Genomic DNA, 24,826 nt, shown 5'->3' with positions numbered 1-24,826 from the left:
GTTTGCAGAGATTTTGGTGCGGAACTGAAAGAGTGTGACGGAGAGGCTGATCATGTTCACATGCTGATAGAGTACGGCCCAACAGTGCAGCTATCGGTGCTGGTGAACTCGTTAAAGGCGGTCACATCAAGGCGACTGCGTAATGAATTTCTGGACTTGAGGGGTGCTTACAGCAAACCCGTACTCTGGTCACGCTCTTACTTTGTGGGCTCTTGCGGCGGTGCGCCGTTAGAGGTGATCAAGCAATACATTCAAAACCAGCGGGGCTGACGCCCCGGCGAAATTCCCCTCCCACCTACGTCGGAGGGAGTCCCCTTTCGCATTTAAGATGGGGTTGAAGGGGCGATCGATCACCCCGTGTTCAACGTTGAGATCGAGCGGCGAGACGTAGACCCGCTCCCAGGGCAGCGCCATGGCATCGCGAAAGTAGTAACGCTCCCCCTTGTTCTGCAACTGGTCGTCCGTCACACGCCACAGATGCTGGCCCTGGCGATCGATGCGCACCCGCTCCATGCCATCCGGGGCAAGCCAACGCACCTGGGCATAGTCGGGATTGCGGTTCAGCAGGATGGTGAACTGGACGGCCAGGGTGTCACGGTCATTGCGAGCCGCCGCTTCGAGCAGGATGGGTTCTTCCGACATGCTGCGCACATGGCGCAGCGGCACCGCCAGCTCGCCGTCAAGGCGGCCGCTGGCAAGCGCCAGGAAGGTGCTCTCATCACTGCGAACGCGATAGAGCTCGCGCTCGATCAGTGCATTGCCCAGCAGATAGCTACCTGCCAGGACAAGCAGCAGAATAGGTGAAAACAGCAGGATATTGCTGTAAAAACAAAGAGGCCACCCGATTGGGTGGCCTCTTCACAGGAAAGTTCGTTGTCGATTAGACGCGAACGAAATCCAGGTGAACCAGCTTGTAGCGAACCGGGTGACGCTGGATAGCCTTCACGTTCACTTTGACTTCTTCACCGTTGATGACCAGGGTCAGCTCGGAGGAGTAGAACTCCGGCTTCTCTTGGGCCAGGATCAGCTTCTTGTGGTCCAGGGTAACGGACACGGCTTCTTTGCCTGCACCGTAAACGATGGCAGGAACCAGGTCAGCATGACGCAGGCGGCGGCTCGCACCTTTCCCCAGGTCAGAACGGACTTCAGCTTGGAATACGAAAGACATAGTGATTATCTCTTTTAAGATGAATGTATGGTGTTGACTGCGACCGGTCAGCACCTCGCAAAACGAGCGCGAATACTAGCACGGGCCCGGAGGGGATACAAGGAAAGAACCCGCGTCACTCCTCTTTGGCCAAGAGGCACTCCACCACGCCTCTCGCCATCCCCTAGCGCCCCTGCTCCAGACGGGCAAACTGCTGCTGTCGCTGGGCCGGGCTCAGGGAATCGAATTGCGCCAGAGTCTGCGCTTTCGGGCAATAGAGGCGCTGCCCGGCCTGTACCTGGATCCCTTTGGCCATCCTGTCACGATTTTCCTGCACCAGCGCCAGCAGATAACTGTAAGTATCCGAGCCGCCGGCCTCCTTTGACTGAAGCTGGCTTGCAATGCGCCACAGGGTTTCTCCCGGCGCCACCTGATGACAAACCCGCGATGCCTCCCCTGCCGCCGTGGCGGAAAGAATCAGGGTCGCCTGCTCAGGGGCAGAATCTGCGGTGGCCATGGGCTGTGCATCTCCCTGTCTTGCCAAGGCCTGTGTGGGGACCAGCCCCCCAAGCCGTGCGAGCAAGGGCTCCCCCAGAGGCATCCGCATCTTCCTCTCCCGGGGCAGGGAGAACTCGGCGACAAAGGCGACAGCGCCCGGGACTTCGAACGAGGGGGCCGAGGAGGCGGCTTGCAGTACTGATTGGTGGGGAGCCATTCCATAGGCCATCTCATCGATGCGCTTCAGCCTGGCCAGGTAAGCCTTGGAGAGCTGGGCCTCCCCTTCGAACAGATCGAAGGGGGGCACCAGCCGGGCAGGAAAGAGGATCTGCCAGCGGCCATTCTTCTTTCTCTGTTCAAGTGGGGGAAACTGATTGCCCCGCCAGGCCGCAAAAATGGGCGGCACGGGGCGCTGCACCGGATAGAACTCCGGGTTGAGCTGCACCCAGGTTTGTTCCGCAATGGGTTGATACCCGCTGATGTTGACCAGTGCCACCCCCAACCAGATCCCCAGCATATGACGGCCTCCCTTCCCTTTGGCGTCTCGTTGCTTTCACACTATGGCTCAGAAAACAGATAGATAGCAGCTTAGCACTGGGCAATGGCGCTCTGCACCCGTTTATCCGAGATAGGGTATGGCGTCCCCAGTTGCTGGGCGAAGAAGGAAACTCGCAGCTCCTCGATCATCCAGCGGATATTGGCCACCTCGGCCGGGATCAGCTGGGATTTGGGGATCTTGGCGAGCAGTGCCTTGTACTCCGACTCCACGCTGTGCACCTTGAGCATGTAGACCCGATCCCGGTTGGGATCGATGGCGAGCTTCTCGAGCCGCCGCTCGATGGCCCGCAGGTAGCGCAGCAAGTCAGGCAGCCGCTGCCAGCCGGTCTCGGTGACAAAGCCCTTGTGAATGAGGTTACCCAACTGCTGCTGGATGTCCGACATGGCAAAGGCGGTGTCGAGCTGCATCTTGCCCTTGAGCCGTTTCTTGATCTCATGGGAGAGGGTCAGCACGGCTTCCACCTGTTTGGCCACCTCCACCACCGCATCGTTGAGCTCGGCGCGGACATACTCCTTGAGCGCCTCGAAACCGGCCTCGTCCCAAGCCATGCCGCCGTGCTGCTCAATCAGCTTGTCGCAGCCGCAGGCGATGCAGTCGTCAATCAGCTCGGCCACCTTGCCAAACGGGTTGAAATAGAGCCCGAGCTTGGCCTTGTTGGGCAACTTCTCCTGCAGATACTTGATGGGAGATGGCACGTTGAGCAGCACCAGCCGGCGTTGGCCTGCCCACATCAGCTGCTGCTGCACCACAGGGCTCTCCACCAGCTGGATGGCGACCGAATCTTTCTCGTCTACCAACGCCGGATAGGCCTTCACCTCGAACCCACCGCGCTTCTGACTGTACTCTTGCGGCAGTTCGCCAAAGCTCCACAGGGTGAGGCCAGACTGCTCGATATCATCGTCCGCCACTTGTGACAGAGTCTCCTGCACCTTGCCGCGCAGCGACTCTTTCAATGCCTCCAGATCCTTGCCTTCCGCCACCTTCTTGTGCTTGTCGTCCACCACACGGAAGGTGAGTTTCAGGTGATCGGGCACCGCAGCCCAATCCCAGGATTCACGGGGCACGGTCACGCCGGTCATGCGGCGCAGCTGACGCTCCATCTCGTCCAACAGCGGCCCCTGCTCGGGGTTGATACTGGCGAGCAACGCATCGGCATAATTGGGGGCCGGCACGAAGTTCTTGCGCATCGGCTTGGGCATCGACTTGATGAGGGCCACCAACAACTCGTGACGCAGCCCGGGGATCAGCCACTCGAACCCCTTCACCTCCACCTGATTCAGGAGCGGCAGCGGGATATGCAGGGTCACGCCATCCGCCGCCTCCCCCGGCTCGAACTGATAGGTCAGCTTGAGCTTGAGGCGCCCCTGCTGCCAGAAGTTGGGGTAGTCGAGATCGCTGATGTGGGCCGCATCCCCCTTCATCAACATCTCTTTCTCGAAGTTGAGCAGCTCGGGATCCTGCTTTTGCGCCTCCTTCCACCACTTGTCGAAGTGGCGGGCGGAAATCACATCTTCCGGCAAACGGGCATCGTAGAAGCGGAACAAGTCCTCATCATCCACCAGAATATCGCGCCGACGGGATTTGTGCTCCAGCGCCTCTACCTCGGCCAGGAGCTTGCGGTTATCGCTGAAGAAACGGTGGCGGGTCTCGAAATCCCCCTCCACCAGGGCGCGGCGGATAAACAGCTCGCGGCACAGCGCCGGATCGATGCGGCTGAAGTTGATGGTGCGCTCGTTGACCAGAGTCAGACCATAGAGGGTCACCTTCTCCTTGGCCATCACGGCACCGTTTTTCTTCGACCAGTGAGGGTCGCTGTGGTGCAGCTTGATGAGGTGACCTGCCAGCGGCTCCACCCACTCCGGTTCAATCTTGGCGTTGATGCGGGCGTAGAGGCGCGAGGTCTCCACCAGCTCGGCGGCCATCACCCACTTGGGCGGCTTTTTGAACAGACCGGAGGCCGGGAAGAGGTGGAAGCGGCCGTTGCGGGCCCCGAGAAACTCGGGCTTTTCCAGATCCTTGTTGCCGATATGGCTCAAAAGACCGGTAAGCAGCGCGCAGTGCACCGTCTTGAAGTCTGCCGGTTCTTGGTTGGCCTTGAAGCCCAGCTCCTTGACCGTCTGACGCAGCTGGAAGTGAATGTCCTGCCACTCGCGTACCCGCAGATAGGAGAGAAACTCCTTCTGGCACATGCGGCGAAACGGGTTGCTGCCAAGAGCATCCTGCTGCTCTTTAAGATAGTTCCAGAGGTTAACAAAAGCGAGGAAGTCGGAATCCTTGTCTTCAAAACGTCTGTGCTGCTCGTCGGCGGCCTGCTTTTTCTCCATGGGCCGCTCGCGGGGATCCTGAATGCTGAGGGCGGCGGTGATCACCATCACCTCGCTCAGGCAACCGGTCTGTGCCGCACTGATCACCATCTTCGCCAGACGCGGATCAAGGGGGATACGCGAGAGCTGGCGACCGGTCTCGGTCAGCTGCAGCTTGGCTTCGCGATCGCCCGTGGCGGGCAGCTCGCGCACCGCCTCCAGCTCTTTCAAGAGGGTCAGACCGTCCTTGATATGGCGCGACTCCGGCGGCTCGACGAACGGGAAAGCCTCCATATTACCAAGGCCGAGCGCCAGCATCTGCAGGATGACGGAGGCCAGGTTGGTGCGCAGGATCTCGGGGTCGGTAAAGGCCGGACGGCTATTGAAATCCTCCTCTGAGTAGAGGCGGATACAGATACCATCCGCCACCCGACCGCAACGCCCTTTACGCTGGTTGGCGCTGGCCTGGGAGACCGGCTCGATGGGCAGGCGCTGCACCTTGGTGCGCCAGGAGTAGCGACTGATGCGGGCCGTACCCGGATCGATGACGTAACGAATGCCCGGCACCGTCAGCGAGGTCTCCGCCACGTTGGTGGCCAGTACGATGCGCCGTCCGGCGTGTGGCTGGAACACCTTGTTCTGCTCGGCGTTGGAGAGGCGGGCGTAGAGCGGCAGCACCTCGGTATCGCGCAGGTTGAGCTTGCGCAGGGCATCGGCGGTATCGCGGATCTCCCGCTCGCCGTTCATGAAGATGAGGATGTCCCCGAGCCCCTCGCGGGCCAGCTCTTCCACCGCATCAAAGATCCCCTGCAGCTCGTCGCGCTCCTCCAGCCCTTCGCTCTTGTCATTGCTTTTTTTATCAACAAACAGTGGGCGGTAACGCACCTCCACCGGATAGGTGCGACCGGAGACCTCGATCACCGGCGCCTTGTTGAAATGACGAGAGAAACGCTGGGGGTCAATGGTGGCCGAGGTGATGATCACCTTGAGATCGGGGCGCTTTGGCAGCAGCTGTTTGAGATAGCCCAGGATGAAGTCGATGTTGAGGCTGCGCTCGTGGGCCTCATCGATGATGATGGTGTCGTACTGGGTCAGCATCCGGTCGTTCTGGATCTCGGCCAGCAGGATACCGTCGGTCATCAGCTTGATGTGGGTCTGCTCACTCACCTGATCGGTAAAGCGCACCTTGTAACCCACGTAGTGGCCAAGCTCGGACTCCATCTCCTCGGCAATACGGGCCGCGACGGTACGGGCCGCCAGACGGCGCGGCTGGGTGTGGCCGATGAAGCCCTTGACCCCACGCCCGAGCGCCAGACAGATCTTGGGGATCTGGGTGGTTTTGCCCGAACCGGTTTCGCCGGCGATGATCACCACTTGATGCTCTTCAATGGCTTTGGCGATCTCCCCTTGCTTCTGGCTGACTGGCAGATTGTCCGGATAGGTGACCTTAGGCACGCCCGCCAGACGGGACTGATAGCGCGTCTGTGCCACATCCAGGTCAGCGGCGATGGTTTCGAGCACGGCAGCCTGCTTGGCTTCCGGCAGCTTCTTGACCCCGTGCAGTCGACTGGAGAGACGGCGGGCGTCGAGATTCATGCAGGCGGTAAGACGGCGGCGCAGCGCCTCGATAGAGAGAGACAAGGTACGAATTCCTTAAAAGAGTGCCCATCAAGGGCCATATCGATAGCTGGGGGAGATCCTAAAGAGCGAGGCTGGGCGGTGCAAGCCTTAAAGCGCCGCGCCAGCACATCAAGCCGGAGGCGTCATGACCGTCACGGATGAAAAGAGCAGGCCGGAGCCTGCTCTTTGAAAACAACCAGACAACACCATTCAGACTCTGGCCTGATGCACGAAACAGGTGCCAAGCTGGGCGTGGATGGCCTGCATCACATTGTGGCGGTTGATGACCCCGAGCAGGCGCCCCTCCTCCACCACAGGATAGATCTTGGGCTTTTGACCCATCATCATCTCCGCCAGATCCAGGATGCTGGTGTCGGGGCCGACTGCCAGCACCTCCTTGCGCATCACATCCCTGACCTGGGCCACCTGTTCACAGTGGTAGGCCTCTTTCAACATGACGGCAATGCAATCCTGCTCGGAGACCCAGCCAATCAGATGTCCCTGGCTGTCCACTACGGGGCCGCCCAACTGATGACTGTTGAGAAATTTTTCCACCGCCGCCTGTACCATCATCTCTGCGCTGAAGATGATGGGCTTGGTCTGCATGTAGTCCTTTGCCTTGAGTGATTCCATGACGCTTTCCCCCAACGAGCCTCCCGAGGGGAGGCAAGAGCCGGGCACTATGTCCAGCTCACTCCAAGCATAGTCCGCGTGGATCAGGAGATGGATTGCAGCAAGAGCAAGAGCTCGTTCTGGCTGTGGCAGCCGGTCTTCTTGAACACCCCTTTCAGGGTGGAGCGCACGGTTTCCACCTTGACACCGCGCAGCTCCGCGATGTCGTTGCTGCTGTAACCCTTGCTCATCAGCACCAGCAGCTCCTTCTCGCCAATGGTGAGGGGATAGAGGCTGGCCAGCGCTTCGATGTCAGGATTGAAGGCGTGCTCGGGGTCACGCAGCACCACTTCCACATAGCGTTCAAAGCGGCTGAGTCCGCTCATCAGGGTGCATTGGACCAGCAGCGGGCGCAGGTTAGGCTGACGGGGAATGGACATATAGGCGCTGGCGCCGGGCAGCAAATAGGCAAAGCCATTGAGGATCTCCTTGAGCTGACGTTGCTGCTCCTTATTCTGCAAAGAGAAAATGCCATTGATGGCCCGCAATTCCACATTTTCATCGGCGATACGGTTGAAGGCCACATTGGAATAATGAATATGCCCCTTGTCGTCTATGATGGCGCTGGGCTTATTATGGTTTTTCACCAGCTGTTGCAACTGATAGTTCTGGGTTTCCAGGGCCAGCAAGTTCCAATAATGGTGGCTCCAGGCCGCCAGTCCGGAATAGATTTCCGAGAGCGAGGTGAGGTCGCGACTGCTGAAATCATCTTGCGCTGCACCACGGTAACTGCACAGGCTGCTCAGCCCACGCCCTTTGACCTGGCAGACGCCGCCGGCGGCGAATTGGGCGCCGAAACTTGCCAGCAGGCCCACCGAGCTTGAAATGCTGTTGGCGCTGACGATCCCCTTGCACCCTTTATCCAGATAATGGTTGAACCACACATCCTGGCGATGATGTTGCAGGTAAAACTGCTGCTGGGCCTCGGTCAGACCGCTGGAAAAAAGCTTTATTCCGTCGCTCTTGTCATCATCCCGCAATAAAAACAGGGATGAACTGCAGGAAACGTCGGCACGAAATTGGTCCACGACAAGCTTAATGTCAGAATCATTAATACCGCACTCGTATAACTGGCTGATATAGGGCGATATCCTTTCTTTCTCTAATGCCTTCACACCCGAACTCCTAATTCTTATTTTTATTGAAGAGGCATCTTACTCTGCAATGGGATAGTCGAAAAGTAGTCAAATGAACAAAGGGTTTATGATTTATTCATAAATAGTCATGAATATAGGCTCATGAATATGACCAGAAAGGGTAAATAGCCGCTCATGTTTTTCCTGGCGCTGGTCGCTTACCTTCCTGTTTTGCCTCTTGATGCCTCACCACCCACTCGCCATCCCGGCCCCTCTTTCCCCCCGAGATCACGCTTTTCAGTCTTGGGGTCATCTGCATCCACACCGATTCACATGTTGCATTTTAGTGACTTTGGTGTTTCCATTTTGAGCGCCGAACGATATTGTATATACAAATCATCCCCTCAACGGAATTGAACCATGCGGATCACAAGGAGAGAAAATGGAACCTGAACACACGCTCACTGCACCGGCAGGATCAGGGGCCGGCATCAAGCTGCTGCTGGCCAGCCTGCTTGGCATCGCCATCTTTTTCGTGCCCTTCGAGCTTGGCGGGCGCAGCACCATAGTGGTGGATCACCTGGCCGGCTTTCTGATTGCCCAGCGCCCCCTTGCCCTGACCCTCATTCTCTTGCTCATCGCCTATGGCGCCATCACCCCCTTGCTGGATGGCCGCTGGCGCGCCCGTCCCATCGACAGGGTATTGAGCCTGTTCAAGCTGCTCGGGCTGGCCCTGGCCATTTTGTATGTCACAGACTGGGGCCCTGCCTGGTTGATGACCCCGGATCGCCTCCCCTTCCTGTTCGATAAACTGGCCATGTCTGTGGGTCTCATCGTGCCTATCGGCGCCATGGCCCTGACCTTCCTGCTCGGTTTCGGCCTGCTGGAATTCATCGGGGTACTGATGCAACCTGTGATGCGCCCCCTGTGGCGCACGCCGGGTCACTCCGCCATCGATGCGGTCGCCTCTTTCGTCGGCAGCTACTCGGTGGGCCTGCTCATCACCAACCGGGTCTTCCTCGCGGGCAAGTACACGGTGCGAGAAGCCGTCATCATCGCCACCGGCTTCTCCACCGTCTCGGCCGCCTTCATGATCATCGTAGCCAAGACCCTCAACCTGATGGGACACTGGAACTTCTACTTCTGGTCCACCCTGGTGATCACTTTCGTCATCACCGCCATCCTGGCGCGTGTTCCTCCCATCAGTCGCCTGGCTCACCATGGGGAGACCGACGAGCCGCTACCGGCTGGCATGAGCCGCTGGCAGGTAGCCCTCACCTGCGGCCTGACCCAGTCCCACCAGGCCGATCCTCTGCTGCGGCAATTGAAGGACAACCTCAGGGACGGTCTTCACATGGCCGCTGCCGTGGTGCCCACCATACTGTCCGTCGGTCTGCTGGGCCTGCTGCTGGCAAAGCACACCCCCCTGTTCGATCTGCTGGGCTGGCTGCTCTGGCCACTGACCTGGCTGCTGGATCTCGGCGAGCCGCTCGCCACCGCCAAGGCCCTCTCTGCCGGTCTGGCCGAGATGTTCCTGCCCGCCATCCTGCTCAAGGATGCCGACCTGCTGGTGCGCTATGTCGCGGCCGTGGTTTCGGTCAGCTCGGTGCTCTTCTTCTCTGCCTCCATCCCCTGCATCCTGGCCACCCGGATCCCGGTGAGCGTGGGACAGCTGGTGGTGATCTGGCTGCTGCGCACCCTGCTTGGCATCCTGCTGGCCGCCTTGTGCGGTAGACTGGCGCTGGCCCTCGGCTGGCTCGGTTGACCAGGGCTCATAAAAAAACAAAGCGCCATCAGGCGCTTTGTTTTTATCGGGATTGTCTCAGGGGGCGATGACGGCGAACCGGCCGCTGTTGAAATCATCTATCGCCTGATGGATCTCTGCCTCGCTGTTCATGACAAAGGGGCCATAACCCACGATGGGTTCATCGATGGGCTCGCCACTCAGCAGCAACAAGCTGGCCTCGCCCTCCGCCTCCAACATGAACTCCTCACCGTTGGGATCGAGCAGCACCAGTTGTGCTTCGCCCGCGCGCTCCTGACCGTTGATAATGAGAGAGCCCTTGAGCACCACCAAGGCGCTGTTCCATCCCGCTACCGCCGGCAGCACCACGCTGGCCCCGCCCTTGAGCCGCAGATCCCAGATGTTCATGGGCGAGAAGGTTCGGGCTGGCCCCTCTACCTCGCCTTGTTGCAACCCGGCATCGTTCCCGGCGATGATGCGCACCCGCACATCGCCCTCCTTGAGGCTCAGTTGCGGGATGGTGTCGCTGGTGATGCCCTGATAACCGGGCGTCGACATCTTGTGTTTGGCGGGCAGGTTGACCCACAGCTGCACCATGTCGAGGGTGCCACCACGACGGGTGAACCCCTGGGAGTGGAACTCGTCGTGCATGATGCCGGCGGCGGCCGTCATCCACTGCACGTCTCCCGGACCGATGATCCCCCCCTGGCCGGTCGAGTCGCGATGGGCGACCTCCCCTTCATAGACGATGGTGACCGTCTCGAAGCCACGGTGCGGGTGCTCCCCCACTCCCCTGGCATGATCGGCGGGCTCGAAATGTGCCGGGCCAGCCCTGTCCAGCAGCAGGAAGGGGCTCAAGGCGCGGCCATGGGTCTGATACGAGAACAGCGAGCGAACCGGGAATCCGTCGCCGACCCAGTGTTGTCGAGGGGCGCTGTAAATACCGATGACTCTTTTCATGATGCTCTCCTGGGTGATCGTCACGGGATGTGTCGTGGCTCGCATTGTGAGTCTGGAACGCTGCGTCCGGTAGACGTAAAATTGGCTATCAGCGTCCTATTTTGTGAACGATAACCCCATGCAACAGGATCTCAACGACCTCTATTTCTATGTCCAGGTGGTGGATCACGGGGGCTTTGCCCAGGCCGGCAGGGCCCTCGGCATGCCCAAATCCAGGCTCAGCCGCCGCATCGCCATGCTGGAGGAGCGACTCGGGGTGCGTCTTATCCAGCGTTCCACCCGCAGCTTCACCGTCACCGAACTCGGTCAGGCTTATTACACCCGTTGCCGGGCCATGCTGGTGGAAGCCGATGCGGCGCAGGATCTCATCGCCGCGACCCAGAGCGAGCCTTGCGGTCTGGTGCGCATCGCCTGCCCCATCGATCTGCTGCACGCCCACGTAGGGAGGATGCTGGTCTCGTTCGCCCTGGCCCATCCCAGCGTCAAGGTGCAGCTCGTCGGGGTCAACCGGGCGGTGGATCTGGTCGCGGAGGGGTTGGACATGGCGCTCAGGGTGCGACCACTGCCCCTGGAGGACAGCGATCTCGCCATGCGGGTGCTGGGTTATGCGACCCAGTGTCTGGTGGCAAGCCCGGCCCTTGTCACGTCACTCGGCATACCCCGGGCCCCCGCAGATCTGCTGTCATGGCCGAGCCTCGGTCACGGCGCCAGCCTGGAAGGCCATCACTGGACCCTGCTGGGCCCCAATGAGTCCAGAGTCAAACAGCACCACAGCCCCCGCTTTGCCACCACCGACATGCAGACATTGCGTCAGGGGGCGATCGACGGGCTCGGGGTCGTGCAACTGCCCACCATGATGATGGATGAGCCCCTGGCCGATGGCCGGCTGGTGCGTCTGCTCCCCGACTGGGCACCGCGCCAGGAGGTGATCCACGCGGTCTTCCCCTCACGCCGCGGTCTGCTGCCTGCCATCCGCGCCCTCATCGATCATCTGGTCGAGGGCTTCTCCCACCTGGGGCAGGCAAGTGCGCCGCCCCCGCCATGATCTGTGCATGGCCGTTCCCGGGGGTGCCGACATGCAAAAGGCCAGAGCTTGGCTCTGGCCTTTTTATTTTTCCCCTTCCCAGAGGAGGGGAAACGGATACGGGCAGTATCCTCAGAAGGGCATTTTGAAGCCCGGGGGCAGTTGCATGCCGCCGGTCAGCTCGCCCATCTTGGCCTTGTTCTGCTCTTCCACGCGGCGCACGGCGTCATTGACGGCGGCGGCCACCAGATCTTCCAGCATCTCCTTGTCATCTTCCATCAGGCTGGGATCGATCTCGATACGACGCACGCTGTGGCTGCCGGCCATGGTCACCTTGACCATGCCTGCGCCCGCCTCGCCGACCACTTCCATCTGGGCCAGCTGCTCTTGCATCTTCTGCATGCGCTCTTGCATCTGTTGGGCCTGTTTCATCAGGTTACCCATTCCACCTTTACCAAACATAGATCGTCTCTCGTCTTGAAATCCGGCATCCAGCGCCGGGCTGTGGGTTCATCTGCCCTAAGTGGGGGCAGCCAAAGGTCTTTTCAACCGGGGACAAACCCGGCACGGTTTTTTCACCGCAATTCAGCGACTCAGGGGTTCGATGCTCTCGGGATGGAGCACGGCGCCGAAACGCTGCTGCAAGAATTGTACGTTGGGATCCGCCGCCAGATCCCGGCTCACCTGTTCACGCACCCCGAGATAGAGACGGTGCTCTATCTCGAGCGGCGTCTCCCGCGCGGGATCCGAGCCCAGGGTCACATCGATGTGAACCGGGCCGCCCAGCTCGGGACCGATGATCTCGGCCAGATCGGCGCGGGCCTTGTCGCTCACCAGATGGCGCTGCTCGGGTTTGAGCAGCAGGGAGACCCGATTGCCTTCCCGGGTCATCACCGCATTGATGGCGAGCTGGCGCAACCGACCACCCACCCCGGTGCGGGCGATAAGCTCGGCCCAGGTGTCCCCGCAATTGACCAGCAAGGACGAGGGGATCAGACGGGCGACCTCCCCCTCCTCTTCGGGCTGGGTGTCGCTCTCCAGGGCATCCCAGTCGATGGTCTCCATCAACGCAATGGCGGGCTGAGGCTCGCTGGCGGCCACTGGAGGCGCGGCAGACACCATAGCGACAACCGCAGGTGCCGCCGCATCCGCGCTGCCGACGTCAGCACCCAGATCCCAGGGCGGCAGATCCTCCTGCGAAGGAGGAGCCATGGTGGCGGGAGCTGCCAGGGCGGAAGTCACTGCCCGCGTGGGCAACGGGGCACTGGCAAACCCCTCGTCAAACCCCTGATTCAGATACTCTTCGTAGTCACTGGCTCCCTCTTCATAGGCATCCAGAGGGGGCAGGTCGTCATACCCCGTTTGCATGGCAGATCCCTGCCCCGGCATCTCGGGTCGCGCCGCTGATTGCACCTCGGCCTGGGGCGAAGTCGCGACGGCAGGCATCGCAGGGGCCGGTTTGGTCGCGACCACCGGTTTGACGGGGGTGATCCGGGCAGGCGCGGCGTTTGCGCTCTGCTCGCCACGCAGGCGGCTTCGCAGCAGATTGCGCTTGCCAAGCAGGCTCTGCATGCTGGATGTCGAAGAGATGGCGACGTCTTCCCCTTGGGCCTCAACCTGCTGCGTCTGCCCGGCGTCATCCGTCGCCAACGGCGCAGAGGCAGGCTCTGCAGGCGGACTGGCGGACACCACGGCCTCGTAACCCATCCGTTCGGCCTCGCGCAGCAGCTCATCCTGCTCGGCAAAGAGCGGATCCAGCACTGCGCCCTCCTCCGCCTTGGGTGCGGGGGCGACGTGCTCGGCCTCAAGGACAGATGCTGGCGCGGCGGGAGCCTGTGGTGCTGCGCTGGCAGCCGGGGCCGGCTCAGCCCCCTGGGGCTTTCCCGGCAGGAGCTGCGAGTTTTCCCTCGCAGCCGCCATCACGCCGGTGTGCCCTGTCATGAGAGGCTGGGCTGCCAGATTGGCGGGATGAACTACCTCGCGCCGGGGAGAGAAGGCCAGCATCCGCAGACAGGTCATCTCCAGTGCGGTGCGCCCGTCAGGGGCCCAGGGCAGATCCTTGCGCCCCCCCAGCACGATTTGATAGCAGAGCTGCACCTCTTCCGGGCTCATGGCTCCGGCAAGCTGCAGCAGGGCATCGGCATCCGCCCCCTGCTCCTGCACGCTCGCAGGCAGCAGTTGCGCCATGGCCACCCGATGGAGCAAAGCTTCCAGCTCGGCGTGAAGCTGGTCGAAATCCGGCCCCAGGGTAGCAATCTCGGTGATCTTGGCCATGGTGGCCGGGGCATCCTGGCGCAGCACTGCCTCCAACAACTGGTGCAGGTGGTGATGATCGAGGGTCCCCAGCATGGCGAGCACGCTCTCCAGGCGCACGCTGCCGTTGCCGTGGGCCAACGCCTGATCCGTGAGGCTCAGGGCATCGCGCATGCTGCCGTCGGCCGCCTTGGCCAGGGCCAGCAGGGCGCGAGGCTCGAAGGGTTGACCCTCCTGGTCCAGCACCCATTCGAGCTGCCTGGCGATCTGGGTCTGATCCAGACTCTTGAGATGAAACTGCAGGCAGCGCGACAGTATGGTGATGGGGAGCTTCTGCGGATCCGTGGTGGCCAGCAGGAATTTCACATAGGGGGGCGGCTCTTCCAGGGTTTTGAGCAGCGCATTGAAGCTGTGGCGCGACAACATGTGCACTTCATCGATGAGGTACACCTTGAAACGACCACGGGCCGGACGGTACTGCACGTTGTCGAGCAGCTCTCGGGTGTCTTCCACCTTGGTGCGGGACGCCGCATCGATTTCCAGCAGATCGACGAAATTGCCCTGATCGATCTCGCGGCAGGTATCGCACACACCGCACGGATGGCTGCTGATCCCCTGTTCGCAGTTGAGGCTCTTGGCCAGAATGCGGGCGATGGTGGTCTTGCCCACGCCGCGGGTCCCGCTCAGCAGGTAGGCATGGTGAAGCCGTCCCTGATCCAGGGCATTGGTCAGGGCAGTCAGCACATGTTGCTGGCCGACCACTTGTTCAAACGTATGGGGGCGCCATTTGCGCGCCAAAACCTGATAGCTCATAGATCTCGATGCTGGGAAACGAGGCATTGAGGCTGGATGCTAACACAAATGGAGGGCTGGCTGTATGGGGGATGCGCCGCCTTGGGAGGGATCGCTTGAATTTCAAACCGGTGCCCGTTCAGGCACCGGTTTGCGGCAGAAAGCAGGGTGACGAGGCCTGCCGCGCGAAGGGGCGATTTACGCCCCCGCGAGTTCCACCAGAGAGACAACCTTGACGCCGGCGGCGGTCAGGCGGGCATCACCGCCCAGGGACGGCAGGGAGATGATGAAGGCGGCATCCGCTACCTCACCGCCGGCGCGGCGGATGAGCTTGACGGTGGCATCGACGGTGCCGCCGGTGGCCAGCAGATCGTCCACCACCAGCACCTTGTCACCGGGCACGATGGCATCGGTGTGCAGTTGCAGGGTGTCGGTGCCGTACTCCAGGGCGTAGGACTCCTCGATGACGGCGCGGGGCAGCTTGCCCGGCTTGCGCACCGGCACGAACCCCAGCCCCATGGCGTAGGCAACCGGGGCGCCGAAGATGAAGCCACGGGCCTCGGTGCCGACAATCTTGGTGATGCCTTGATCACGGTAATGATCGGCCAGCAGATCGATGGTGGCCTTGAAGGCCTCGGCATTCTCGATCAGGCTGGTGATGTCGCGAAACAGAATGCCCGGCTTCGGATAGTCGGGAATGGTCTTGATGCTCGCTTCGATAAACTTCAGGGTTTCCGGATTCATTATTTGACCGCTTATTTTTTGAGCCCAGCCATGGCGGCGCACGGGGTCTCCGCCTGGGGGCAATAAAAAGGCCCGTCACGCAAAAATGACGAGCCAACTCCATAGCATTATTGCCGCGATAGCTTAGGGATTTCACTTCTTCATTGCAACCGGCTCCAGCACCGGCAGACGCATCAACCAGGTGAGCAGGATCACCATTATGACAACCAGCAGCCACCTCACCCAGGGCAACGGCACCACCAGCAGCGATACCGAGAACGAGATCAGGATGAAGATGATGGCGCGGCGTCTGGTGTGGCGGCGAATGCCGCGATACTGCTGCCAGTCGAGGATGGGGGGGCCAAACCAGGGATGCGCCAGCAACCAGCCATGAAAGCGGGGGGAGGAGCGCGCAAACAGCGCCGCCGCCAGCAACATGAAGGGGGTTGTCGGCAGCAGGGGCAGGACTATCCCGACTATCCCGGTGGCGAAGGCAAGCCAGCCCAGGGCCATCAGACACCAGCGTTTCATGGGTACTCCTCTAGTGTTTCTCTGCCTTTAGCCTAACAGAGTTGGCCCGGAAGCTGACAGCCTGGCCCAGTCTGCGGCCGTCGATGGGGGTCATCGAGTGGGCAGACGGCTGACAATCCCGGCGATTGCCACTACAATCTGCGCTCTTTTTTCTCCCCTTGTCTTCGGAAGCAGCTATGCGCGTTATTTTGGCCCCTATGCAGGGGGTGCTGGATCACCTGATGCGGGAGGTCCTCACCTCCGTCAATGATTACGACCTCTGCGTCAGTGAATTCATCCGGGTGGTCGATCAACTGCTGCCCGCCAAGGTCTTCCATCGCCTCTGCCCAGAGCTGAAACAGGATGGCAAGACCCGTGCAGGGACCCCGGTACGGGTGCAACTGCTGGGACAGCATCCGGAGTGGCTGGCAGAAAATGCCATCCGGGCCATCGAGCTCGGCTCTCCCGGGGTTGATCTCAACTTCGGCTGCCCTGCCCCCACGGTCAACAAGAGCAAGGGGGGCGCCGTGCTGCTCAAGGAGCCCGAGACCGTCTATCGCATCGTCAAGGCGGTGCGGGAGGCCGTGCCTGCCCACCTGCCGGTGAGCGCCAAGATCCGCCTGGGATACGATGACAAGGATCTCTATCTGGACAACGCCCAGGCCGTCTATCAGGGGGGGGCCAACGAGCTGGCGGTGCATGCCCGCACCAAGCGCGAAGGCTACAAGGCGCCGGCCCACTGGGAGTACGTGGACGCCATCCGCCGCGCCCTGCCCATCCCCGTCACCGCCAACGGCGAGATCTGGAACCATGCCGATGCCCTGACCTGTGCCCGGGTGTCCGGTTGCGATGCCCTCATGGTGGGCCGGGGCGCCATCTCCCTGCCCAACCTAGCCAACGTGATGAAGACGGGGTGTGCCCACATGAGCTGGGCCGAGGTACTGCAACTGATGGTGACCTACACCGAGCAGGATCTGGCGAGCGACAAGGCCGACTACTACCCCAGTCGCATCAAGCAGTGGTTCTCCTACATAGTGCGGGAATACCCCCAGGCCGACGAGCTGTTTCGTCGCATCCGCACCATCAAGACCGCAGAGGAGATCCGCACCGCCCTTGAGCGCGAGTGCGCCTCACAGGCCTAGACTTGGCCGCCGCCCCGCGGCGCCCTATGATGAAGGCTCATTGACAGGAGGTCAGGATGCAGGGAGTGCCGGTCAACTTTACCCATCAGCACGACAGGGCCGATTTTCGCGCCCTGCCGGGGCAGCCTGCGACCGAGCTCTATCGCGCCCACATCCAGCACCACATCTTCGATCCCCATAGTCACGAGGGGTTTGGCCTCGGTGTCATCGAGTGCGGTGCCGAGCGCTTTCGCTATCGCGGCAGCCAGCTCCTGGCCGGTCCCGGCAGCCTAGTGCTGATGAACCCCGATGAGCTGCACACGGGCGAGTCAGCCTGCGAGCAGGGGTGGCGCTATCGCATGCTCTACCTGCCCGCCGACCGGCTCGAGGCCATCAGCGGCGAGCGCGACTGGTATTTCACCGATGCCGTGCGAAGCGATCCGCGCACTGCCCCCGTCCTGCAGGCGGCCCTGGATGCCCTCTGGCACTGTGACAGCGAGCTCGCCGCCGACGGCCTGCTGCTGAGGGTGTGCGAGACCTTGCGCCCCCATGCCCGGGCCCTGGCGGCCCCGCGCGAAGCGGCCCACCCTCTGGGCCGCGCCATCGACTATATGCAGGCCTGTTTCGCTCGCCCCATTACCCTGGCCGAGCTGGCCGGTGCAGTGAACCTCAGCCCCTACCACTTCCAGCGCAGCTTCAAGGCCCGCTTTCACGTCACTCCCCAGCAGATGTTGATGGCCATCCGCCTGCAGCGCGCCAAGGGCTGGCTGGCCGCAGGCCTGCCCGCTGCCGAGGTGGCCTCCGCCTGTGGTCTGGCCGATCAGTCCCACCTCAACCGTGCCTTCCTGCGCCGCTATGGCACCACCCCGGTCCGCTACCAGAAACAGGTGCAGGCTGGCCGCTAAAGCGCAATCTGGTTCAATACGCCCCCCTTCCCCCCTGCTAGGCTGGCCTCCTTCTTCTTTACCGGATATGAAACATGTTGATCGGAGTCCTGTTTGCCCTGCTGGCCGGCCTGATGTGGGGGCTCATCTTCGTCGCCCCCCTCTTGGTGGACGGCTATCCCCCCTCCCTGCTCGCGAGCGGCCGCTACCTCGCCTTCGGCCTCATCGTACTGCCGCTCGCCTGGCAGGCCCGCAAACACCTGGCGGCCCTCTCGGCCAGCGACTGGCGAGAGGCCCTCGCCCTCACTCTGGTGGGGAACCTCCTTTACTACTTCTGCCTGTCGGGGGCCATCTTGCGCATCGGTTCGCCCCTGGCGGCCATGTTTATCGGCACCCTGCCGGTGGTGACGGCCCTGGCTGCCAACCGCCTCTATGGCGCACGGGACGGTCGCCTCTCCCGCACCCGGCTCTACCCGTCCCTGGTGCTGATGGGGGCCGGCCTCTATCTGGTCAACAGCGCCGAGCTGATCTGGCACACCGAGGCGCGCACCGAACAACTGCTTGGGCTCGCCCTGGCGGTGGGCGCCGTGCTGTGCTGGACCTGGTATCCCCTGCGCAACGCCCGCTGGCTGCGCGAGCACCCGGGCCGCAGCCCGGCCGTCTGGGCCACCGCCCAGGGGCTGGTGACCCTGCCGGTGGCGCTCATTGCCTATCTCGGCAGCCTCGGCCATCTTGCCCTGAGCGCACCGGACTTTCCCCTGCCCTTCGGGCCGACGCCCCTGCGCTTCGTGCTGCTGATGGGGGCAGTGGGGCTCTTCTGCTCCTGGCTTGGCACCCTGTGCTGGAACGAAGCGAGCCAGCGCCTGCCGACCGTGCTGGTCGGGCCGCTCATCGTGTTCGAGACTCTGGCGGGGCTCTTTTACGCCTTTATGCTGCGGGGGATCATGCCCCCCATGAGTACCCTGGTGGGTGTCGTCTGTCTGGTGGCGGGAGTGCTCTACGTCATCACCGGCAAGCCGCAGCACCTGCCGGAAAAACCCGTCAAAGCACGGTTAACTTGATTCATGTCATCTTGATAAACCGCGGGTTTCCCTATACTGGCCGAGTTTTATCACTCGTTTTTGGGGGCTGCTGTGTGTGAAGTGACGCAAGCCCGGTTGGCCGAATGGCATCAGCGCCTTCTGACCGACTGGGCGCAAACAAGAGAGGAGCTGATCCGTCAGCTCAAGGCCTATCGACAAGATGACTGGGCACAGAAGGTGGAGCGCTGCGAGCGAGATCAACTGGTTGATCTGACCAGCCGTCTCGATCTGCCCGGAGTGGAACACAGCGTGGCACGCCTCAAGCGGCTCGACGCGGCGCTCTGCCAGATGGATCTGGGGCTCTATGGCTTCTGCTCCGATTGTGAGGAGCCGCTGCTCCCTGAACAGCTGGAACAGGATCCGACCCTGCAACGCTGCCCGCGCTGCGAGGCCCGCTACCGCAAGGGGTTCCACGCTCACGAACTCTGATGGGGGCACCCTTTGTGCCCGCCATTTTCCTCCTCCCCCCCTTCTCGCTTCCCAACATGACCAACCCCCTGGCGCGACGATCCCGGCAACCCCGGGGGCAGCCGCACAGGCATGAAAAAGGGGAGTCATGGACTCCCCTTCTCGTACTGCGTACTCGTCACTGGGCCAGCAGGTGGCCTACCAGCTCATGACGCCACCCTTGCAGCAGCATGGGCTTGTCCGCCCTGGCCCGCTCCTCGGCACTCATGCGCCAGCTCCAGGTGAAGTACTGGTGGATGATCTTCTTGCTCGCCACCAGCTCCGGCGGAATGTTGCTGGCCTTGGCCTTCTCCTCCACCATGGCCTTGATGCGCTTGAGCTCGGCCTTGTACTGGGGGAAGTCCACCAGACGGCGGATGGGATCGGGCCAGCTAGCAGGGTCGCTCTGCTGGGCGGCGGCGACGATGTCCAGCATCCGCTTGCCGTGGATCTTGATCTCGATGGGCGAGAGGCCCAGCTCGTTGAGATCCCGCAGCGAAGCGGGACGACGCTCCGCCACCTTGAACAGGTGCAGCTCTTTGACCACGAAGTTGAGGGCGAGATCCCGGCGTACCGCTTCCTGCTGGCGCCAGGCGGCCAGCTCGCGCAGGATGGCCAGCTCACGGCGACCCAGTTGCCAGGCGTTGACTATCTCGAGGTAGGCCTGACGGGGATCGCTGCCCTGGGTCTTGCGGGCGGAGTGGTTCTGGCACTCCTGTTCGAACCAGGGGAACTTGCCGCTCTCGCGCAGTCTGGCCATCACCTTCTCGTAGAGGGGCATGAGGTAGAAGACATCCGCCGCGGCATATTCCAGCTGACGAGGGGTAAGGGGGCGCGCCAGCCAGTCGGTACGGGCCTGATCCTTCTCAAGCTCGACCCCGAGGAATTCGTTGACCAAGGCGCCAAACCCCACCGACACGCCATGACCCAGGAAGGCTGCCGCCAGCTGGGTATCGTGCATCTGGTTGGGCAGGTGACCCGCTTGATGCTGGATGAGTTCCAGATCCTCACCGGAGGCGTGCAGGATGGCAATCTGTCCGGCCCGACCGAGGCGCTGCCACAAACCGGAGAGCTCCAGGGTCAGGGGATCGAGCAGGGCAAGCTGCTTGCCATCGTAGATCTGGAACAGACCGAGCTGGGGATAGTAGGTACGGGTGCGAACGAATTCGGTATCGATGGCCAGGGGAACGTCGGCCAGAGAAGCGAGATACTGATCCAGTTCGGCTTGCTGTGAAATGAGTTGATATTGCATCGTTGCCTGCACGTTGGTCGGATCCAGAAAGAAAAAACCGTGGATGTCCCACGGTTTTGCATAACGACAGCGCTGGACTGCAAAGCAGTGCATGCCGGTTACTGCTTGGCAATCTCCTCGTCGCGCAGCACGCGGCGCAGGATCTTGCCCACGTTGGTCTTGGGAAGTTCGTCGCGAAATTCTACCAGTTTCGGCACCTTATAGGCAGTCAGATGTTTGCGGCAGTGGGCAATTATCTCCTCTTCCGCCAGCTTTGCATCTTTCTTGACCACGAAGATCTTCACCTGCTCGCCGGACACCGGGTTGGGTACGCCGACGGCGGCTACCTCCAGCACCTTGGGATGCAGGGCCACCACGTCTTCTATCTCGTTCGGGTAGACGTTGAAGCCGGAGACCAGGATCATGTCCTTCTTGCGATCGACGATCTTGAAGAAGCCCTGCTCGTCGCATACCGCGATGTCGCCGGTGCAGAGCCAGCCATCCTGCATCACCTCGGCGGTCGCCTCCGGGCGCTGCCAGTAGCCGGTCATCACCTGAGGACCGCGCACCTGCATCTCGCCGGGGGCACCCCGTTCGGTGACCTGGTTCCCCTCGTCATCCACCAGACGGATCTCGGTGGAGCAGACCGGCAGGCCGATAGAGCCGTTGTAATCCACCAGATCATAGGGGCAGACGCTCACCAGGGGCGAGCACTCGGTCAGGCCATAGCCCTCCAGCAGCGGGGTGCCGGTCAGCCCCTTCCACTGCTCGGCCACCGCCCGTTGCACCGCCATGCCGCCACCGATGGTGAGCTTGAGCTTGGCAAAATCCATGCCCTTGAACTCGTCGTTGTTGACCAGGGCGTTGAACAGGGTGTTCACCCCGGTGATGCAGGTGAAAGGATACTTCTTGATCTCTTTGACAAAACCCGGGATGTCGCGGGGGTTGCTGATGAGCAGGTTGTAGCCCCCCAGACGCATGAACAGCAGGCAGTTTACCGTCAGGGCGAAGACGTGATAGAGCGGCAGCGCCGTGACCACGAACTCCTTGCCGCGCTCCAGCACGGGGCCATAGACACCGAGGCACTGCTCAACGTTGGCGATCATGTTGCGATGAGTCAGCATGGCCCCCTTGGAGAGGCCGGTGGTCCCGCCGGTGTATTGCAGGAAGGCGATGTCCTGGTTGCTGATCTCGGGTTTGATGTACTGCAGGTAGCGCCCCTTGGCGAGGGCCTGGCGCATGGTGCTGGCATGGGGCAGGTTGTACTTGGGCACCAGCTTCTTGACGTATTTGACCACGAAGTTGACCAGGGTCCCCTTGGCCAGCCCCAGGTTGTCACCCATCCGGGTCAGGATCACGTGCTTGACCGGGGTGTCATACACCACTTTTTCCAGGGTGTGGGCGAAGTTGGAAACGATGACGATGGCCTTGGCGCCGGAGTCTTTCAACTGATGCTCCAGCTCGCGCGGGGTATAGAGGGGGTTGACGTTCACCACCGTCATGCCGGCCCGCAGGATGCCGAATACCGCGATGGGGTATTGCAGCAGGTTCGGCATCATCACGGCCACCCTGTCCCCCTTGCCGAGCTTCAGCTCGTTTTGCAGGTAGGCGGCGAAGGCTCGGGACTGCTCCTCCAGCCGGCGGTAGGTAATGGTCTGCCCCATGTTGACGAAGGCGGGCTGATCGGCGAACTGGTTCACCGACTCTTCAAACATCTCGACCAGAGAGCCGTATTGGTCTGGATTGATCTCGGCGGGCACCCCTTCTGGATAACGCTTCAGCCAGACTCTTTCCACGAACTTCTCCTGCATAACTCGCACCTGTGCGCTCACTGTGTTGCCTCCGTCCCTGTCACATCCATTTCAATCAGTTGTTTTAAGTTCATGCTCTAATGCCGCACATATTTACATAAGGCAACATCAATTAACAGTGAATTAACAACGGGAAATGTGAGGGAGAAAGCAAACCTGACATGATTCAAAGCCGCCGATCCTACCGGATTTGAGCGAAGTTTTCGATATAAACGGCGGTTTCTGATGAATTTTCCATATGAAAATGATGGCCTCCTGCCACCGTCACCCGTTCAATGTGGCCAAAGGCCGCCTCCCGCAACTGCCACTGTGCCAGGAGCCCGGGGAAGCCCTGCTCTCCCCGGATAAAGAGCACCGGACAGACGATGGCCCGGATCAGGGCCTGGGCCTGCCCCTCGCTCATGCGCAGGGGCGAGAGATCGCGAAGACGGGGATCACTGCGCCAATACCAGCGCCCTTCCCGCGCCTCCAGTTGTCGCTCGCAGATAAGGCGTGCCGCACTCGGGGGGATGTCCGCCACCTTGCAGCGGGCAGCCACTGCCTCCTCGAGGGTGGCAAATCCACTGGTTGCACGCTCACGGGTACGAGTGCGGTTGAGGATGGCGCGGCGCAGCTGCCCCGGTACCTCCTCGTCGGGCTGGCTCAAGGGGCCGAGCCCCTCCAGCAGAATGAGCCGCTCGATTTGCTCGGGAAAGATGCCGGCATAGGCAGAGGCAATCAGCGCCCCCAGAGAGTGACCAAGCAGGATGAAACGCTGCCAGCCCGCGGCCTGGGTGATCTGGTAGAGATCATCCAGCCAGTCCACGAAGACATAGGGAGTCGACTTGTGATCGGAGTGACCATGGCCCGGCAGATCGACGCAGACCAGATGAAACGCCCCCAGCCAGGGGGCCAGAGGCAAAAAGCTGGCACCGTTGTCGAGCCAGCCATGGAGGGCCACCAGCAGCGGTCTGCCCTCCTGACCATTGTCCAGCAGGGCGATGTGCCGCCCGTCCGCCAGGCGCAGCCTGCGCTCCTGCAATGTCGCCGTCATCCGGGCTCCTCAGCGGCTCAGGGGCCGTCTGGGCCAGAAGGGATCATAGAAAGGATCGTAAAAGTAGGGATCCATGTATCGGATCTCCACCTCCTTCACCGGTGGCCACAGCTTGCTCCCCGTCACCTTGAGTACCGAGAAGCGATACTTGTGCTCGCCAATCTGGCTGTCTACCGGCTTGTCGAGGGTGCCGAGCACCGTCAGGCTGCGACCCTTGGCATAGAGGGTCGGGTCGACAAACCCCTGCATGATGGCGAGAAAACGACCTGGGCTCTGCTCGGTCTGCTCCGGCACCCCGTTGGACTTGAGGGGCAGATAGACCACCTCGATGACACTCTGATCCGCCTTGTTGTGGACCGCCGAGATGACACCGCTCCAGCGGGCCGGCTTGCCTTCCATCCCCTGCAGGGTAGGCTGATAGGCCACCAGCTGATCCGCAGGCTCATAGGCAAGCTCTTTGGGCACCGTGCTGCAACCGCTCAGCAGCAGCCCCACCAATCCCAGCATGATCACGGATTTTCTCATTCGTTTCTCCTTCATCGTCCGACAAAGCAGCCCGGGGCAGCCGTTGCCGCCTATTCGCGACCCGGCAGTTTCTTCCAGGTCACCTTGTCACGCAGATAGACAGGGGTGGCTTGCTCAACCGGCACCGCCTCACCCGCAAACCAGGCCTGGCGTGCCAGAGGCAGCATGTCGGCGGCCGCCGGGAAACGCACCTGGCTTGCCATCAGCACATCTGCCAGGCCGCCCAGGGTCTCCCCATAGGTTTCAAAACCGGTGCCAACGCAGCTCACCGCGCCAGTCAGCTTGTCACGGGCCTGCACCAGTGCGGCTGGCTCGCTCACCACCTCCTCGCCCACCAGCGTCATCACCCCGTCCACCAAGGCGTAGTGGCCGAAATAGACCTCGTCCATGCGCGCATCGATGGCGGCAAGCACCTGCTCGGCCCCTTCCAGCTTATGGGCCCCCTGGGCCATGGCTGCCAGGGTGGAGACACCGATCATCGGCACGCCGGCACCAAAGGCGAGCCCCTGGGCCACGCTGATCCCGATCCGTACCCCGGTGAAGGAGCCAGGCCCACGACCGAAGGCGATGGCGTCGAGCTCATCCAACGATAGACCGGCTTCATCCAACAGAGCCTGAACCATGGGCAGGATCTTGCGGGTATGGTCACGGGGCGCCTCTTCCCAGCGGGAAAAGAGGGTGTCACCCACCATGAGGGCTGCGGAGCAGGCTTCGGTGGCGGTATCCACGGCCAGGATCTTCAACTCATCCATTCTTTTTATTCTCTTCACATCAGTCAGTTAAATCGTCAGCATGGCCAAGGCCTGCCGTC

22 protein-coding genes and 1 pseudogene are annotated in these 24,826 nt (G+C 61.7%); 7 read left to right on the top strand and 16 right to left on the bottom strand.

The annotated features are described in order from the left end of the window. Nucleotides 1-270 (top strand): IS200/IS605 family transposase (gene tnpA / locus AB5Y54_RS18520; RefSeq protein WP_210558359.1); only part of this gene is annotated, 270 nt, incomplete at its 5' end. Nucleotides 271-324: 54 nt separating this feature from the next. Here tnpA and AB5Y54_RS18515 read toward each other — a convergent pair. The 6 genes and pseudogenes from AB5Y54_RS18515 to AB5Y54_RS18490 form a co-directional block, all read right to left on the bottom strand. Then, nucleotides 325-816: pseudogene (locus tag AB5Y54_RS18515) on the bottom strand (sensor histidine kinase); the annotation flags it as partial. Nucleotides 817-880: 64 nt separating this feature from the next. Then, nucleotides 881-1,168 (bottom strand): 50S ribosomal protein L25, encoded by a 288-nt coding sequence (gene rplY / locus AB5Y54_RS18510; RefSeq protein WP_010674717.1) that lies wholly within the window; start codon nt 1,166-1,168, stop codon nt 881-883. Nucleotides 1,169-1,331: 163 nt separating this feature from the next. Further along, nucleotides 1,332-2,162, bottom strand: a complete 831-nt coding sequence (locus AB5Y54_RS18505; RefSeq protein ID WP_052815105.1) for a LysM peptidoglycan-binding domain-containing protein — start codon at nt 2,160-2,162, stop codon at nt 1,332-1,334. Nucleotides 2,163-2,233: 71 nt separating this feature from the next. Further along, on the bottom strand, nt 2,234-6,148 hold the full coding sequence (gene hrpA / locus AB5Y54_RS18500; RefSeq protein ID WP_049636836.1) for an ATP-dependent RNA helicase HrpA: 3,915 nt from the start codon (nt 6,146-6,148) through the stop codon (nt 2,234-2,236). A 189-nt stretch (nt 6,149-6,337) separates the two neighbouring features. Further along, on the bottom strand, nt 6,338-6,760 hold the full coding sequence (locus AB5Y54_RS18495; protein ID WP_043152696.1) for a CBS domain-containing protein: 423 nt from the start codon (nt 6,758-6,760) through the stop codon (nt 6,338-6,340). Between the two features lie 83 nt (nt 6,761-6,843). Beyond that, on the bottom strand, nt 6,844-7,914 hold the full coding sequence (locus AB5Y54_RS18490; RefSeq protein ID WP_043152694.1) for a transcriptional regulator: 1,071 nt from the start codon (nt 7,912-7,914) through the stop codon (nt 6,844-6,846). A gap of 403 nt (nt 7,915-8,317) precedes the next feature. On the opposite strand from AB5Y54_RS18490, the gene AB5Y54_RS18485 reads away from it, so the two are divergent. Next, nucleotides 8,318-9,640, top strand: a complete 1,323-nt coding sequence (locus AB5Y54_RS18485; RefSeq protein ID WP_052815104.1) for a YjiH family protein — start codon at nt 8,318-8,320, stop codon at nt 9,638-9,640. 57 nt (nt 9,641-9,697) lie between these two features. Here the strand turns inward: AB5Y54_RS18485 and AB5Y54_RS18480 are convergent, their stop codons facing one another. Then, entirely contained in the window at nt 9,698-10,579 is an 882-nt protein-coding gene (locus AB5Y54_RS18480) for a pirin family protein (protein WP_043152681.1), read from the bottom strand. Nucleotides 10,580-10,697: 118 nt separating this feature from the next. On the opposite strand from AB5Y54_RS18480, the gene AB5Y54_RS18475 reads away from it, so the two are divergent. Further along, nucleotides 10,698-11,624, top strand: coding sequence for a LysR family transcriptional regulator (locus AB5Y54_RS18475; RefSeq protein ID WP_052815005.1), 927 nt, complete (start codon nt 10,698-10,700; stop codon nt 11,622-11,624). Nucleotides 11,625-11,735: 111 nt separating this feature from the next. Here AB5Y54_RS18475 and AB5Y54_RS18470 read toward each other — a convergent pair whose 3' ends face one another. From AB5Y54_RS18470 to AB5Y54_RS18455, 4 genes are all read right to left on the bottom strand, one after another. Then, nucleotides 11,736-12,065: a YbaB/EbfC family nucleoid-associated protein gene (locus AB5Y54_RS18470; protein WP_005301028.1), complete on the bottom strand. Its 330-nt coding sequence runs from the start codon at nt 12,063-12,065 to the stop codon at nt 11,736-11,738. Nucleotides 12,066-12,188: 123 nt separating this feature from the next. Then, nucleotides 12,189-14,669, bottom strand: coding sequence for a DNA polymerase III subunit gamma/tau (gene dnaX / locus AB5Y54_RS18465; protein WP_368154159.1), 2,481 nt, complete (start codon nt 14,667-14,669; stop codon nt 12,189-12,191). Between the two features lie 177 nt (nt 14,670-14,846). Continuing rightward, a complete protein-coding gene (gene apt / locus AB5Y54_RS18460; protein ID WP_010674707.1) occupies nt 14,847-15,392 on the bottom strand; it encodes an adenine phosphoribosyltransferase in 546 nt (181 codons plus the stop codon). A 132-nt stretch (nt 15,393-15,524) separates the two neighbouring features. Continuing rightward, the gene (locus AB5Y54_RS18455) at nt 15,525-15,902 is read right to left on the bottom strand and encodes a YbaN family protein (protein ID WP_109112463.1); all 378 of its coding nucleotides are present in this window, start codon (nt 15,900-15,902) and stop codon (nt 15,525-15,527) included. A gap of 176 nt (nt 15,903-16,078) precedes the next feature. Here AB5Y54_RS18455 and dusC point away from each other — a divergent pair, with 176 nt between their 5' ends. The 4 genes from dusC (at nt 16,079) to AB5Y54_RS18435 (ending at nt 19,397) form a co-directional block, all read left to right on the top strand. Then, nucleotides 16,079-17,023, top strand: coding sequence for a tRNA dihydrouridine(16) synthase DusC (gene dusC, locus AB5Y54_RS18450; RefSeq protein ID WP_103243143.1), 945 nt, complete (start codon nt 16,079-16,081; stop codon nt 17,021-17,023). A gap of 56 nt (nt 17,024-17,079) precedes the next feature. Beyond that, complete coding sequence (locus AB5Y54_RS18445; protein ID WP_109112464.1) at nt 17,080-17,907, top strand: AraC family transcriptional regulator; 828 nt, start codon at nt 17,080-17,082, stop codon at nt 17,905-17,907. 74 nt (nt 17,908-17,981) lie between these two features. Beyond that, nucleotides 17,982-18,947: a DMT family transporter gene (locus tag AB5Y54_RS18440; RefSeq protein WP_053288206.1), complete on the top strand. Its 966-nt coding sequence runs from the start codon at nt 17,982-17,984 to the stop codon at nt 18,945-18,947. Between the two features lie 81 nt (nt 18,948-19,028). Then, nucleotides 19,029-19,397, top strand: a complete 369-nt coding sequence (locus AB5Y54_RS18435; RefSeq protein WP_109112465.1) for a TraR/DksA C4-type zinc finger protein — start codon at nt 19,029-19,031, stop codon at nt 19,395-19,397. Between the two features lie 157 nt (nt 19,398-19,554). Here AB5Y54_RS18435 and rnd read toward each other — a convergent pair whose 3' ends face one another. The 5 genes from rnd to tsaB form a co-directional block, all read right to left on the bottom strand. Continuing rightward, nucleotides 19,555-20,667, bottom strand: coding sequence for a ribonuclease D (gene rnd / locus AB5Y54_RS18430; RefSeq protein ID WP_042865294.1), 1,113 nt, complete (start codon nt 20,665-20,667; stop codon nt 19,555-19,557). A 98-nt stretch (nt 20,668-20,765) separates the two neighbouring features. Beyond that, entirely contained in the window at nt 20,766-22,442 is a 1,677-nt protein-coding gene (gene fadD / locus AB5Y54_RS18425) for a long-chain-fatty-acid--CoA ligase FadD (RefSeq protein WP_010674700.1), read from the bottom strand. A gap of 196 nt (nt 22,443-22,638) precedes the next feature. Beyond that, nucleotides 22,639-23,490 (bottom strand): alpha/beta fold hydrolase, encoded by an 852-nt coding sequence (locus tag AB5Y54_RS18420; RefSeq protein ID WP_109112466.1) that lies wholly within the window; start codon nt 23,488-23,490, stop codon nt 22,639-22,641. A 9-nt stretch (nt 23,491-23,499) separates the two neighbouring features. After that, on the bottom strand, nt 23,500-24,015 hold the full coding sequence (locus AB5Y54_RS18415) for a Slp family lipoprotein (protein ID WP_053288208.1): 516 nt from the start codon (nt 24,013-24,015) through the stop codon (nt 23,500-23,502). Between the two features lie 50 nt (nt 24,016-24,065). Further along, entirely contained in the window at nt 24,066-24,767 is a 702-nt protein-coding gene (gene tsaB, locus AB5Y54_RS18410; RefSeq protein ID WP_053288209.1) for a tRNA (adenosine(37)-N6)-threonylcarbamoyltransferase complex dimerization subunit type 1 TsaB, read from the bottom strand. Nucleotides 24,768-24,826: the final 59 nt, after the last annotated feature.

Source organism: Aeromonas sp. s9 (genome assembly GCF_040907765.1).
Lineage (GTDB): Bacteria > Pseudomonadota > Gammaproteobacteria > Enterobacterales > Aeromonadaceae > Aeromonas > Aeromonas caviae.
This window is presented reverse-complemented; position numbering and strand designations above follow the sequence as displayed.